The 12,684-nt window shown below is 66.5% G+C and carries 13 protein-coding genes; 9 read left to right on the forward strand and 4 right to left on the reverse strand.

Annotated elements, in window-relative coordinates; genetic code table 11:
• Positions 1 to 6: 6 nt before the first annotated feature.
• From SLQ30_RS04160 to pknB, 6 genes are read left to right on the forward strand one after another with little or no spacing between them, the layout of a single operon-like run.
• A complete protein-coding gene (locus SLQ30_RS04160; RefSeq protein WP_319448955.1) occupies positions 7 to 474 on the forward strand; it encodes an FHA domain-containing protein FhaB in 468 nt (155 codons plus the stop codon).
• Positions 471 to 2,003, forward strand: a complete 1,533-nt coding sequence (locus SLQ30_RS04165) for a PP2C family protein-serine/threonine phosphatase (protein WP_319448954.1) — start codon at positions 471 to 473, stop codon at positions 2,001 to 2,003. The genes SLQ30_RS04160 and SLQ30_RS04165 overlap by 4 nt, the downstream gene beginning before the upstream one ends.
• On the forward strand, positions 2,000 to 3,415 hold the full coding sequence (locus SLQ30_RS04170; RefSeq protein WP_319448953.1) for an FtsW/RodA/SpoVE family cell cycle protein: 1,416 nt from the start codon (positions 2,000 to 2,002) through the stop codon (positions 3,413 to 3,415). Before SLQ30_RS04165 ends, SLQ30_RS04170 begins: the two co-directional genes overlap by 4 nt.
• The gene (pbpA, locus tag SLQ30_RS04175) at positions 3,412 to 4,887 is read left to right on the forward strand and encodes a D,D-transpeptidase PbpA (protein WP_319448952.1); all 1,476 of its coding nucleotides are present in this window, start codon (positions 3,412 to 3,414) and stop codon (positions 4,885 to 4,887) included. Before SLQ30_RS04170 ends, pbpA begins: the two co-directional genes overlap by 4 nt.
• Positions 4,884 to 6,182, forward strand: a complete 1,299-nt coding sequence (locus SLQ30_RS04180) for a serine/threonine-protein kinase (protein WP_319448951.1) — start codon at positions 4,884 to 4,886, stop codon at positions 6,180 to 6,182. Before pbpA ends, SLQ30_RS04180 begins: the two co-directional genes overlap by 4 nt.
• Positions 6,179 to 8,053 carry a Stk1 family PASTA domain-containing Ser/Thr kinase gene (gene pknB, locus SLQ30_RS04185; RefSeq protein ID WP_319448950.1) on the forward strand — a complete coding sequence of 625 codons (1,875 nt, stop codon included), beginning with the start codon at positions 6,179 to 6,181 and terminating at the stop codon, positions 8,051 to 8,053. The genes SLQ30_RS04180 and pknB overlap by 4 nt, the downstream gene beginning before the upstream one ends.
• A 12-nt stretch (positions 8,054 to 8,065) precedes the next feature.
• On the opposite strand, the gene SLQ30_RS04190 is transcribed toward pknB, so the two are convergent.
• On the reverse strand, positions 8,066 to 8,743 hold the full coding sequence (locus tag SLQ30_RS04190; protein ID WP_319448949.1) for an aminodeoxychorismate/anthranilate synthase component II: 678 nt from the start codon (positions 8,741 to 8,743) through the stop codon (positions 8,066 to 8,068).
• A 64-nt stretch (positions 8,744 to 8,807) separates the two neighbouring features.
• Entirely contained in the window at positions 8,808 to 9,644 is an 837-nt protein-coding gene (locus SLQ30_RS04195; RefSeq protein ID WP_319448948.1) for a DUF881 domain-containing protein, read from the reverse strand.
• 116 nt (positions 9,645 to 9,760) lie between these two features.
• Between SLQ30_RS04195 and crgA the strand changes: the two genes are divergently transcribed.
• Together crgA and SLQ30_RS04205 are read left to right on the forward strand one after the other, a co-directional pair.
• Positions 9,761 to 10,045 (forward strand): cell division protein CrgA, encoded by a 285-nt coding sequence (gene crgA, locus SLQ30_RS04200; RefSeq protein WP_319448947.1) that lies wholly within the window; start codon positions 9,761 to 9,763, stop codon positions 10,043 to 10,045.
• A 155-nt stretch (positions 10,046 to 10,200) separates the two neighbouring features.
• Complete coding sequence (locus SLQ30_RS04205) at positions 10,201 to 10,614, forward strand: PH domain-containing protein (RefSeq protein ID WP_319448946.1); 414 nt, start codon at positions 10,201 to 10,203, stop codon at positions 10,612 to 10,614.
• Between the two features lie 33 nt (positions 10,615 to 10,647).
• Here the strand turns inward: SLQ30_RS04205 and SLQ30_RS04210 are convergent, their stop codons facing one another.
• Positions 10,648 to 11,175 (reverse strand): peptidylprolyl isomerase, encoded by a 528-nt coding sequence (locus tag SLQ30_RS04210; RefSeq protein ID WP_319458306.1) that lies wholly within the window; start codon positions 11,173 to 11,175, stop codon positions 10,648 to 10,650.
• Positions 11,176 to 11,241: 66 nt separating this feature from the next.
• Here SLQ30_RS04210 and cwsA point away from each other — a divergent pair, with 66 nt between their 5' ends.
• Entirely contained in the window at positions 11,242 to 11,667 is a 426-nt protein-coding gene (gene cwsA / locus SLQ30_RS04215) for a cell wall synthesis protein CwsA (protein ID WP_319448945.1), read from the forward strand.
• Positions 11,668 to 11,704: 37 nt separating this feature from the next.
• On the opposite strand, the gene SLQ30_RS04220 is transcribed toward cwsA, so the two are convergent.
• A complete protein-coding gene (locus SLQ30_RS04220; RefSeq protein WP_413467927.1) occupies positions 11,705 to 12,562 on the reverse strand; it encodes a TylF/MycF/NovP-related O-methyltransferase in 858 nt (285 codons plus the stop codon).
• Positions 12,563 to 12,684: the final 122 nt, after the last annotated feature.

A 12,684-nucleotide genomic window follows, 5' to 3' on the forward strand; every position in this document is an offset into this window, starting at 1 on the left:
CGTCAGATGCAGGGGTTAGTGCTGCAGCTGACGCGCGTCGGTTTCCTGCTGCTGCTGTGGCTGTTCATCTGGTCGGTGCTCAGGATCCTTCGCACGGACATCTATGCGCCCACCGGCGCGGTGATGGCTCGCCGCGGCCTGGCGCTGCGCGGCACGCTGCTGCCCAGCCGGGGCCGTCGGGGCGTGGTCCGGCAGTTGATCGTCACCGAGGGGGCACTGACGGGTACGCGCATAACCTTGGGCAGCCAGCCCGTGCTCATCGGCCGCGCCGACGACTCCACACTCGTGCTCACCGACGACTACGCCTCGACACGGCACGCCCGGCTCTCGCCTCGAGGGTCCGAATGGTACGTAGAGGACCTAGGATCGACCAACGGTACATACCTTGACAGGGCGAAGGTGACGACAGCAGTACGGGTTCCGATGGGCGCGCCGGTTCGAATCGGCAAGACGGTAATCGAGCTGCGCCCGTGACCCTCGTCCTCCGCTACGCGGCCCGAAGCGACCGCGGTCTCGTCCGAGCCAACAACGAAGACTCCGTGTACGCCGGTGCCCGGCTGCTCGCGCTCGCCGACGGCATGGGTGGGCACGCTGCCGGCGAGGTGGCGTCCCAGTTGGTCATCGCCGCGCTAGCCCACCTCGACGACGACGAACCGGGCGGCGACCTGCTCAGTGCGCTCAACTCCGCGGTGCACGAGGGCAACGCCGCGATCGCCGCGCACGTCGAGGAAGACCCCGAGCTCGATGGCATGGGCACCACGCTCACCGCAATCTTGTTCGCGGGCAACAGACTTGGCCTCATCCACATCGGCGACTCGCGCGGCTACCTGTTGCGCGACGGCGAGCTCAACCAGATCACCAAGGACGACACCTTCGTGCAGACCCTCGTCGACGAGGGCCGCATCACCGCCGAAGAGGCGCACAGCCATCCGCAGCGGTCGCTGATCATGCGGGCGCTGACCGGTCACGAGGTCGAGCCCACGTTGATCATGCGGGAGGCGCACGTCGGCGACCGTTACCTGCTGTGCTCCGACGGGCTCTCCGATCCGGTGAGCCACGAGACCATCCTCGACGCGCTGCAGCTCCCCGACGTCGCCGAAAGCGCCGACCGGCTCATCGAAATGGCGCTCCGCGGCGGAGGTCCGGACAACGTCACCGTGGTCGTCGCTGACGTCGTCGACTATGGCGTCGGCCAGACCCAACCGATCCTCGCGGGCGCGGTGTCCGGCGAAGACGACCAGTCCGCGCCGCCGAACACCGCCGCGGGCCGCGCCTCGGCGTTCAATCCCAAGCGCGCACAGCAGCCCGCCCCGCGGCCGGCCATCGAACCGGAACCGGCTGCGCGCAAACCTCGTTCGCGACGCCGGATGCTGTACGCCGGGATTCTGGTCATCCTGCTGGTGCTCGCGGGCCTAGCCATCGGCCGACTCGTAATCCGAAGCAACTACTACGTTGCCGAGCACGACGGCGGCGTCTACATCATGCGCGGTGTCCAAGGCAGCTTCCTCGGCATGCCATTGCAGCAGCCGTTCCGGCTCGCCTGCCTCGACTCCCGGGCCGAACTGACGATCATCTCCTCCGACGACCCGCGCGGCGACTGCCAGGTGCTCAAGGTCGGCGATCTCCGGGAATCCGAACGGGCGCAAGTGAAGGCAGGGTTGCCGGCGGGCAGCGTCGACGACGCGATTCGTCAGCTCAAGGAACTCGGGCACTCCTCGCTACTGCCGATCTGCCTGCCACCGGCCCCACCGACCACGACCACCACCACGGCTCCCCCGCCGCCGGGCCCTACCCCGTCGGAGCCCCCGCGCGAGCCGACTGAGTCCGTCAATCCCGAGGTGCCGACGACCGTCACCTCGCCGGCCCCGGCGCCAACACCGACGCCATCGGCTCCGGAACCGTCCGTCGCGTCGTCACCCGCGCCTCCTTCGCCGTCGCCCACCGTGACGGCACTGCCGCCACCACCGCAGGAGCCGGGCACAAACTGCCGGGCAGCGTCATGACGACGCAACCGCAGGCCGCGATCCCCGCCGCTGTGCCGCTGCCCAACCGTCGCAACGCGGAGCTGTTTCTGCTGGGGTTCGCGGCGCTGATCACCACGGTGGCGCTGCTGATCGTCGAGGCCAATCAGGAGCAGGGGGTGAACTGGGATCTGGCCCAGTACACGATCGCGTACCTGGCTCTGTTCGGTGGCGCCCACCTCGCCGTGCGCCGCTTCGCCCCGTATGCCGACCCACTGCTGCTCCCAGTCGTGGCGCTGTTGAATGGCTTGGGGCTGGTCATGATTCACCGCATCGACCTTGCTTCGGGCCCGGTGATCGCCGGCGTCGACCGTGGACCCGACGCCAACCTCCAAACGTTGTGGACCCTCGTCGGCGTCGTCGCGTTCTCGCTCGTCGTCGTGTTCCTGAAGGACTATCGGTTGTTGGCGCGGTACGGCTACGTATGCGGGCTGACCGGCCTGGTGCTGCTCGCCATCCCCGCGGTGCTGCCCAGCTCGCTCTCCGAGCAAGGTGGCGCGAAGATCTGGATTCGCTTGCCCGGCTTCTCGATTCAGCCGGCGGAGTTCTCCAAGATTCTGCTGCTGATCTTCTTCGCCGCGGTGTTGGTGGCCAAGCGGTCACTGTTCACCAGCGCTGGCCAGCACGTGCTCGGCATGAACCTCCCCCGCCCCCGCGACATGGCGCCGCTGCTGGTGGCATGGATCGCGTCCGTCGGCGTCATGGTGTTCGAGAAGGACCTCGGGACGTCGCTGCTGTTGTACGCCTCGTTCCTGGTACTGGTCTACGTCGCCACCGACCGGATCAGCTGGGTGCTCATCGGATTGACCCTGTTCGCCGTGGGAAGCGTTGCGGCATACCAGGTTTTCTCACACGTCCAGGTGCGTGTCCAGAACTGGATCGATCCGTTCGCCGATCCCGACGGCTCCGGCTACCAGATGGTCCAGTCGTTGTTCAGCTTCGCCACCGGTGGCATATTCGGCACCGGGCTCGGCAATGGTCAGCCCGAGACGGTGCCCGCGGCCTCGACCGACTTCATCGTCGCCGCGATCGGTGAGGAACTCGGGCTCGTCGGCGTCGCCGGTGTGCTCATGCTTTACACGATCCTCATCATCCGCGGACTCCGCACCGCGATCGCGGTCCGCGACAGCTTCGGCAAGCTACTGGCTGCCGGGCTCGCGTCGACGCTGGCGATCCAGCTGTTCATCGTCGTCGGCGGAGTCACCAAGCTCATTCCGCTGACCGGCCTGACCACCCCGTGGATGTCCTACGGCGGCTCCTCGCTGCTCGCCAACTACGTCCTGCTGGCGATCCTCATCCAGATCTCGCATGCGGCTCGTCGCCCGATCAGCACGAAGCCGGTCAACGCCACGCCCATCGCGAGCGCGAGCACCGAGGTCATCGAGAAGGTATGAACACCTCCCTGCGCCGCATCTCCGTCACGATCATGGCCTTGATCGTGCTGCTGCTCGCGAACGCCACGTTGACCCAGGTGTTCACCGCCGACGGCTTACGGGCCGATCCGCGCAACCAGCGCATCCTGCTCGACGAGTACTCGCGGCAGCGCGGCCAGATCTCGGCGGGTGGTCAGCTGCTCGCGTACTCGACCTCGACCAACGGTCACTTCCGGTTCCTGCGGGAGTACCCCAACCCGTTCTTGTACGCACCGGTGACGGGCTTCTACTCCCTGCAGTACTCGAGTTCGGGGCTGGAGCATGCCGAGGACTCGATTCTCAACGGGTCCGACGAGCGGCTGTTCGGACGACGGCTGGCGGACTTCTTCACCGGCCGTGACCCCCGCGGAGGAAGCGTCGCGACCACCATCAACCCCAGCGTGCAGGAAGCGGCGTGGGACGCCATGGAACAGGGGTGCAACGGTCCGTGCAAGGGTGCGGTCGTGGCATTGGAGCCGTCGACCGGCAAGATCCTGGCAATGGTGTCCTCGCCGTCGTTCGATCCCAACCTGCTGGCATCCCATGACGGTGCGACCCAGTCGAACGCCTGGCAGCAGCTCCGCGACGACCCCAATTCGCCTCTGGTCAACCGGGCGATCTCGGAGACCTACCCGCCAGGCTCGACGTTCAAGGTGATCACCACCGCCGCCGCGCTGCAGGCGGGCGCCACCCCGAGCACGCCGGTGACGACGGCCTCGCGAATTCCCCTGCCGGACAGCACCGCAACGCTCGAGAACTACGGCGGGACGACCTGCGGCAACGGCCCGACGACCACCCTCCACGACGCGTTCGCGAAGTCATGCAACACCGCGTTCGTCGAACTGGGCATCAAGACCGGAGCGGACGCAATGCGCAACACCGCGCGGGCGTTCGGCCTCGACACCCCGCTGCCGCCGACTCCACTACAGGTCGCCGACTCGACGGTGGGTCCCATCGACGATTCCGCCGCGCTCGGGATGACGAGCATCGGCCAGAAGGACGTCGCCCTCACCCCGTTGCAGAACGCGATGAACGCCGCGACCATCGCCAACGACGGCGTCACGATGCAGCCCTATCTCGTTCAAGACCTCAAGGGACCTGACCTTGCGAACATCGCCACGACCCGCCCGCATGAGCTACGCCGGGCGGTATCCGCGCAGGTCGCAGATACAATCACCGGTCTGATGATCGACGCCGAGCAGGTCACGTCGCAGAAGGGTGCCATTTCTGGCGTCCAGATCGCGTCGAAGACGGGTACCGCCGAACACGGCACCGATCCACGCAACACTCCGCCCCACGCGTGGTACATCGCGTTCGCTCCGGCCAAGGCACCCAAGGTGGCCGTGGCGGTGCTAGTGGAGAATGGGGGCGACCGATTGTCCGCAACCGGCGGCGCGCTGGCCGCGCCGATCGGGCGGGCCACCATTGCCGCAGCGCTGCGGGAGGGATCATGAGTACCCGCGTCGGAGTGACGCTGTCCGACCGCTACCGGCTTCAGCGGCACATTGCTACTGGCGGTATGGGTCAGGTCTGGGAGGGGTTGGACACCCGACTGGGCCGACAGGTCGCGGTCAAGGTGCTCAAGGCCGAGTTCTCGTCGGACCCCGAGTTCATCGAGCGGTTCCGCGCCGAGGCGCGCACGGTCGCGATGCTCAACCACCCCGGTATCGCCGGCGTCTACGACTACGGCGAGACCGACCTCGACGGCGAGGGCCGCACCGCGTATCTGGTCATGGAGCTCGTCAACGGCGAGCCGCTGAACACGGTGCTCAAGCGCACCGGAAGCCTGTCGCTGCGTCACTCCCTCGACATGCTCGAGCAGACGGGCCGGGCCCTTCAGGTGGCGCACAACGCGGGGCTGGTGCACCGCGACGTCAAGCCCGGCAACATCCTGATCACCCCGACCGGCCAGGTGAAGCTCACCGACTTCGGCATCGCGAAGGCCGTCGACGCGGCTCCTGTGACGCAGACGGGCATGGTGATGGGCACGGCGCAGTACATCGCCCCTGAGCAGGCGCTCGGTCGCGACGCCACCGCGGCCAGCGACGTGTACTCACTGGGCGTCGTCGGCTACGAGTCCGTTTCGGGCCGACGACCTTTCACCGGCGACGGCGCCCTGACCGTCGCGATGAAGCACATCAAGGAACAGCCTCCGGCCCTGCCGGGCAACGTGCCGCCCAACGTGCGCGAGCTCATCGAGATCGCGCTGCAGAAGGAACCAGGAAACCGGTACCGCACCGGCGGCGCTTTCGCCGATGCGGTCGCGGCCGTGCGCACCGGGCGTCGACCTCCGCGGCCCAACCAGGCGCCGTCGCTCGGGGGTCGGGCCACGCCGGCCAACATCCCCTCCACGCAGGCGCGCCCCCCGGTCAACTACGGGCCCCGGCCGCCGGCGCAGGCTGCTCTCCGGCCCCGGCCGACCACGGGCAGCCACCGGCCTGCCCCGCGGACGCCGCCGCCTCGCCGCACCTTCTCCCCCGGTCAACGTGCCCTGCTGTGGGCCGCGGGCGTGCTCGGCGCACTCGCGATCATCATCGCGATCATGATCGTGCTGAACGCACAGGACAAGAAGGACAAGGAACTGCCCCGCCAGACGGTGACCACCACCACCGTGCTGCCGTCGCCCAGCCCGTCACCCGGCGCGCGACCAGCGCCCGATTGGACCGACGTGGGTCCCATCGTGAATGGTGAGGACGAAGCCGGACCGTCCCGGACCACCCTCGCGGCCCTGGAACAGAAACTCCCATGACCACCCCCCAGCACCTGTCAGAACGTTACGAACTCGGCGAAATCCTTGGGTTCGGCGGTATGTCAGAGGTCCACATCGCCCGTGACACGCGATTGCACCGCGACGTCGCGGTCAAAGTGCTGCGCGCAGACCTCGCCAGGGATCCCAGCTTCTACCTGCGGTTCCGGCGGGAGGCTCAGAACGCCGCCGCACTGAACCACCCCGCCATCGTCGCCGTTTACGACACCGGCGAGGCCGAGACAGCGGCGGGTCCGCTGCCCTACATCGTCATGGAGTACGTCGACGGCGTGACGCTGCGGGACATCGTGCATACCGACGGGCCCATGGAGCCGAAGCGCGCGATCGAGATCATCGCCGACGCCTGTCAGGCGCTGAACTTCAGCCACCAGCACGGCATCATCCATCGCGACGTCAAGCCCGCGAACATCATGATCAGCAAGGCCGGCGCCGTGAAGGTCATGGACTTCGGCATCGCCAGAGCGCTCGCCGACAGCGGCAACCCGATGACCCAGACCTCGGCCGTCATCGGCACCGCGCAGTACCTGTCACCCGAACAGGCCCGCGGCGAGACCGTCGACGCCCGGTCGGACGTCTACTCGTTGGGCTGTGTGCTGTACGAAATCCTCACTGGCCAACCACCTTTCGTCGGTGACTCGCCCGTCGCCGTGGCCTACCAGCACGTGCGGGAGGACCCGGTTCCGCCGTCGGAGCGTTACGAAGGCATCTCCCCCGAGCTCGATGCCGTGGTGCTCAAGGCTCTCTCCAAGAACCCGGAGAACCGCTACCAGACCGCTGCAGACATGCGCACGGATCTGATCCGCGTGCACAGCGGCGAAGCTCCTGACGCGCCAAAGGTACTAACCGACGTCGAGCGCACCAACTTCATGGCGGCAGGGCCACGCGCGCGCAACGCACCGACCGAGCACATCCCGACGCACCGACCGAACAGCGAAGAGCCCGAGCGCAGGGCATCCGTCACGCGTTGGCTGGTGATCGTCGCGATCCTGGCCGTGCTGACCGTCCTGGTGACCGTTGGGATCAGCATGATCGGCGGCAGCCCGCGCGACCAGCAGGTGCCGGACGTCACGGGCAAGTCCCGTGACGACGCCATCGCGACCCTGCAGAACCGCGGCTTCAAGACGACTACGCAGCAGCAGGACAGCTCGAACGTCAAACCAGGCTTCGTCATCGGCACCCAGCCGAGCGCCAACTCATCGGTGAGCGCTGGCGACGACATCACCATCAACGTTTCTGGTGGTCCCAAGCAGCAGGAAGTCCCCGACGTCAGCACCCTGAGCCCCGCCGACGCGGAGGACAAACTCAAGGCGGCGGGGTTCGACAACGTCAAGCAGACGCTCTCGGCGTCGGCGCCCGAACAGAAGGGGCGGGTGACGGGTACCGTCCCGTCCGCCAATTCCACGTCGGCGATCACCAACGTCATAACGATCGTCGTGGGCTCGGGACCGGACAGTAAGCCGGTGCCCGACTGCTCGAACCTGTCCGCCACCGACTGCGATCAGATCGTCAAGCAATCCGGCTTCCCGAACACCGCCCAGGTGCAGATGGACGGCACGAAGGCAGCGGGCTCAGTCCTGGGCACCAATCCGCCCGCAGGACAACAAGTTCCGGTGGACACGGTCATCCAGATTCAGGTGTCAAAGGGCAACCAGTTCGTCATGCCGAACCTGCGTGGCCAGTTCTGGGTGGACGCGTATCCGATCCTGCAGAGCCTCGGGTGGACGGGCACTCTGGTACCGCTACCCAACGCGCAGAACAGCGGCGTCCCGTCGAACGGCGTGGTGACTCAGGATCCGTCCGCGGGCACCCCGATCAAATTCGGTGATTCGATCAGGCTGAGCTTCGCCCAATAGAACTGCTCGGCGTTACCCAGCCCTGGCGCCGCTGGTGGCCGCACGTACTGTTTCGGCCACTTCGCGCTCGAGCAGGCTGACGAGCTGCTCGCGCGGCGGTTCCCCGCAGATGCCCAACCAGTTGGCGAGCATGCGGTGTCCCCCCTCGGTGAGGATCGACTCGGGATGGAACTGCACGCCGTGAATCGGTAGCTCGACGTGTTGGACGCCCATGATGACGCCGCCGTCGGTGCGCGCAGTGACCTGTAATTCCGTGGGTAGCGTCTCCGGCAGGATGGTCAGCGAGTGGTAGCGCGTCGCCGTGAACGGATCCGGAAGGTCTTTCAGCACACCAAGATTCGCGTGGTTCACACTGCTGGTCTTGCCGTGCAGAAGTTCCGGGGCGCGGTCGACGGTTGCGCCGAAGGCGACGCCGATTGCTTGGTGGCCGAGGCAGACGCCCAGCAGCGGCGTCGATGCGGCCGCGCACGCGCGCACCAGCGGGATGGACGCGCCCGCCCGTTCCGGCGTACCCGGACCTGGGCTCAGCAGAATGCCGTCGAACTCCGCGGCGACGGCACTCACGTCCGCCTCGGTCGCCAGTCGCGCGTCGTCATTGCGCCAGACCTCTGCGTTCACGCCGAGCTGGCCCAGGTATTGGACCAGGTTGAACACGAAGCTGTCGTAGTTGTCGACGACCAGAACCCGCATGTCGCCAGGCTACTTCCCTATCCGGCCAGGGTTCTTCCCGACTGCCCCGGGGCTGGCCGGTTCGTCAGTAGCCCAGGGGACCGGCCGGCTTGGCGAACCGCATCCGCACGGGAGCCGGGTGTCCGACAAGCTCGACCTGCGACTTGGGTTCCTCCGAATATCGCAGGCCGAAGCGCACCGCGTACTGCCGGTAGAGCGTGACCAGTGGCGCGGCGGCGAGCGCGGTCTGCATGGCCCCCACGTCCCCGATGGCGGTGATGACGTACGGCGGACTATAGGTGCGCCCGTTGAGCAGCAGGGTGTTGCCCACGCAGCGCGGAGCCGAAGTCGCGAGGATCCGTTGATCCTGCATCTGAATGCCCTCTGCACCCGCGCTCCACAAGGCGTTCAACACGGCCTGAACGTCCTGCTGGTGCACGACGAGGTCGTCCGGCGAGGCATCGCCTGGAAACCGGCCCTCGGCGTCCCGCTGCGCATCGTTGAGCGAGATCACCAGCCCGGGACCCTGCATCGGGTCGACGCCGGCGTCGACGGCCAGTGCATCGGCCCGTTTGGTGATGGCGGCTAGGGCGGCGTCGGTGGTCGGTGAGCCTCCGTGGTGCGCGTCGAGCTGAGCCTCCAGCGCGTTGCGCTGCCCGGCCAGTCGATCCACCGACTGCTGCGCTTCGCGAACGAGATCGACCAGCCGCGGCGCGTCACTGCTCCGAATCTCGGCGCCCTTGGAGACGGTGTGCGTGGTGGCCAGCAGCACCCCGGCGCAGAGGCATACGGCGGGGACGCCGAAGCGCCACAGCGAGGGGCGGCGATGAGCGCTCGCGCGAAGAGCAGAGGACGGACGCTGGGCGCTTGCGCCGGCAGGAGCGGGTTCAGGCACTGGCGCGGGCTCGCTGGATCGCGACATTCGCACCTCCTCCGCTGCGGCTGGCTGTCAGAGCCAGGCCGTGCACTGCGTTAGGCTCTGAGCTGCATCCGCTCCATCGTCGCACTGTGTGACGCCGACTGTCCGTGAAGGTAATCATGCCCAAGTCCAAGGTTCGCAAGAAGAACGACTTCACCATCAACCCGGTGAGCCGGACCCCGGTCAAGGTCAAGGCCGGTCCGTCGGGCATGTGGTTCGTGATGTTGTTCGTGGGGCTCATGCTCCTCGGCCTGCTGTGGCTGCTGGTGTTCCAACTCGCGGCGACCAACCCCGTGGATGCCCCGAGCTTCCTGCTGTGGATGGCCAACCTGGCCCAGTGGAACTACGCGATCGCCTTTGCCTTCATGATCACCGGACTGTTGCTCACCATGCGGTGGCGGTGACCGTAATCACGGCCCGGATGAATTCAAATTGGTTCCTGTACGTTCCCCGTTCTGCAACCTTTTGGTCACCCAATCACATCAATGTGATTCATCCCCATTGGGGATAGCACTTGTGGATAACCTCATCAGGTACGCGTAGAGGGCACCCCGAACCCATGCAGCAAACTCATTGGAGCCCGCGGACCCCGGGTATCGCGGCGTGTGCAGCAATCGGCGCAATCATGGCTACGGCGTCTGTGACCATCGTCACAGACCCTCCTGGTCGACTCCTAGCGGGGATTGCCGCAGTCGGATTGCTGGCGTTTGCAAGCTTGTCTTGGCGCGCGCGGCCAAAACTGGCAATTACTGCTGACGGGCTCGAGGTCCGTGGCTGGTTTCGGACACAGCTCTTGAACCGCGCGGATATCACGAGCGTCCGCATCACTGAATTCCGCCGGATCGCACGGAAAATCCGCCTGCTGGAACTCGATACCGCAGACGATCAGCTGCTGGTTTTCACCCGATGGGACCTGGGTACCGACCCGATCGACGTGCTCGACGCTCTTACCGAGGCGGGTTACGCAGGCTAGCTGCTCGGGGGCGCTTCAGCGCCGCCGAGACGACTAAGAGATGGTGATCGACTCGATCACGACCGGCTCCAGTGGCCGATCGCTGCGGTCGGTGGCCGTGGCCCCGATCGCGTCGACGACCTTCTGCGACTCCGGATCGACGACCTCGCCGAAGATGGTGTGCTTGCGGTTCAGGTGCGGCGTCTTGCCGACCGTGATGAAGAACTGCGATCCATTGGTACCTGGCCCGGCGTTGGCCATGGCGAGCAGGTACGGCTTGTCGAACGCAAGCTCCGGGTGGAATTCGTCGGCGAACTGGTAGCCCGGTCCGCCGCGACCCGTTCCGGTCGGATCGCCGCCCTGCAGCATGAAACCGGCGATGACGCGGTGGAACACCGCACCGTCGTAGAAGGGTCCCGAGCTGGCACCAGTGGCGTTCTCGGTGCTGTAGTCCTTGGTGCCCTGCGCCAGGCCGACGAAGTTGTCGACGGTCTTCGGGGCGTGATTGCCGAAGAGCGCAATCTTGATGTCACCGCGGTTCGTGTGCAGGGTCGCGGTCGCTGTCTGAATAGGGCTCGTCACGGGAACCCAGTGTGCCATTTCGATGTTCATGGCCGAGCCCGACCCCCAACGAATACTGTTGTCGGCATGAGCTCGAAGACGAAGCCCGACCGGTTGACCCCCCGTGAGCGGCTGGCCCGTGGGTTGAAGTATTCGACGGTCGGACCGGTCGACGTGACCAGGGGAGCGCTGGGCGTCAGCGTGCACTCCGTGGGTTCGTCCGCGGGCTGGCTGCGTGACCGCTATCGCAGCGGCAAGCTGCGCGAGGACCTCGAGGCGGCCCAGGAGGCCATCGCCAACGAGCTCGCCGCCGCCCAGGAAGTGGTGTCGAGCCTGCCTCAGACGTTCAAGGACGCACGGCGGTCCAAGCGGCGGCCCCGCCCGTGGGTGCTCGCCCTGGCCGGTGTCGCCGTGCTCGGAGTCGGGGCAGTGACGTTCTCGATCATCCGCCGGTCGACGCAGCCCGAACCCTCGCCGCGCCCGCCGAGCGTCGAGGTGTCGCCGAAGCCGTGAAGTTCGCGAGGTTCCGCTAGCGGATTCGACTGGGGGACTACCTAATTGGCCGGGCGGCGTTGTTGGCCGGGCGGCGTTGGCTTTCCTTTCGCCACAGCACCCCGACGCCGTCGATGTCCACGATCTCGGCGGTGATGTTCTGTTTGTTGCGGTAGTCGGTGACCGCTTGCTTGCACACGGGCAGCACGGAGTAGTCGTCAATGATGCAGAACCCACCGGGGCTCAGCTTCGGGTACAGCGCCTCGAGGGCTTGGATAGTGGATTCGTAGAGGTCACCGTCGAGCCGCAGCACGGCGATCTGCCCGATCGGCGCATGGGTGAGGGTGTCCTTGAACCACCCCGGGAGGAACCGCACCCGCTCATCGAGCAGCCCATACCGGCGGAAGTTCGCCCTGACCTGTTGCTCGGACACTCCGAGGATCGGCGCGAAGTAGTCGAGCCGGATCTTGCTGTCCATCTGATAGTTGACGGTGTCCGGCGCGGGCAGACCTTCGAACGAGTCCGCCAACCAGACGGATTTGTCGGTGTTCCCATGCAGTTCCAGTACGGCCCGCATGAAGATAGCCGCGCCGCCCCGCCACACCCCGCACTCGACTAGATCGCCCTCGACGTCGTCGTGCAGGACGGTTTCGACGCACTCCTGCAAGCTCGCCAGCCGCCGCATCCCGATCATCGTCAGGGCTTCGGCTGGCCAGTCGCGACCCAGTTCCCGCTTCAGGTTCCCGAACGGGTTCACCCCAGCCATCGCACTGGCGCAGGCGTTTAACACGTTCGCTCCGTGCAGCATCAGTTTACGTCGCAGCGGCCAGGACCTCGGCGTTCTTTCGCGCATCCCGTACCGGCTGAGGTCACGGCGTAGCAACTCCAAGAACGCCGCGCGAAAGTCAGGATTCAACTGATCCCCCTGTGTTCTGTTCTGACAAACTGCCGCAGTCTGACATGCGAACCCGGCGACCGAGGTGTTTTCACTGACGCGTTCGTCATTAAGTTCTTCGTCGGTAAACAACAAGCTCATGG

This window comes from Mycobacterium sp. RTGN4, from assembly GCF_033804635.1.
In the GTDB taxonomy this organism is placed as follows: domain Bacteria; phylum Actinomycetota; class Actinomycetes; order Mycobacteriales; family Mycobacteriaceae; genus Mycobacterium.

What these genes read in the sequence shown, in the direction of transcription:
- SLQ30_RS04190 (WP_319448949.1), bottom strand. Translation starts at nt 8,743, where the DNA reads ATGCGGGTTCTGGTCGTCGACAACTACGACAGCTTCGTGTTCAACCTG.
- SLQ30_RS04205 (WP_319448946.1), top strand. Translation starts at nt 10,201, where the DNA reads ATGCAGCAAACTCATTGGAGCCCGCGGACCCCGGGTATCGCGGCGTGT.
- SLQ30_RS04170 (WP_319448953.1), top strand. Translation starts at nt 2,000, where the DNA reads ATGACGACGCAACCGCAGGCCGCGATCCCCGCCGCTGTGCCGCTGCCC.
- cwsA (WP_319448945.1), top strand. Translation starts at nt 11,242, where the DNA reads ATGAGCTCGAAGACGAAGCCCGACCGGTTGACCCCCCGTGAGCGGCTG.
- SLQ30_RS04160 (WP_319448955.1), top strand. Translation starts at nt 7, where the DNA reads ATGCAGGGGTTAGTGCTGCAGCTGACGCGCGTCGGTTTCCTGCTGCTG.
- SLQ30_RS04195 (WP_319448948.1), bottom strand. Translation starts at nt 9,644, where the DNA reads ATGTCGCGATCCAGCGAGCCCGCGCCAGTGCCTGAACCCGCTCCTGCC.
- pbpA (WP_319448952.1), top strand. Translation starts at nt 3,412, where the DNA reads ATGAACACCTCCCTGCGCCGCATCTCCGTCACGATCATGGCCTTGATC.
- SLQ30_RS04180 (WP_319448951.1), top strand. Translation starts at nt 4,884, where the DNA reads ATGAGTACCCGCGTCGGAGTGACGCTGTCCGACCGCTACCGGCTTCAG.
- pknB (WP_319448950.1), top strand. Translation starts at nt 6,179, where the DNA reads ATGACCACCCCCCAGCACCTGTCAGAACGTTACGAACTCGGCGAAATC.
- crgA (WP_319448947.1), top strand. Translation starts at nt 9,761, where the DNA reads ATGCCCAAGTCCAAGGTTCGCAAGAAGAACGACTTCACCATCAACCCG.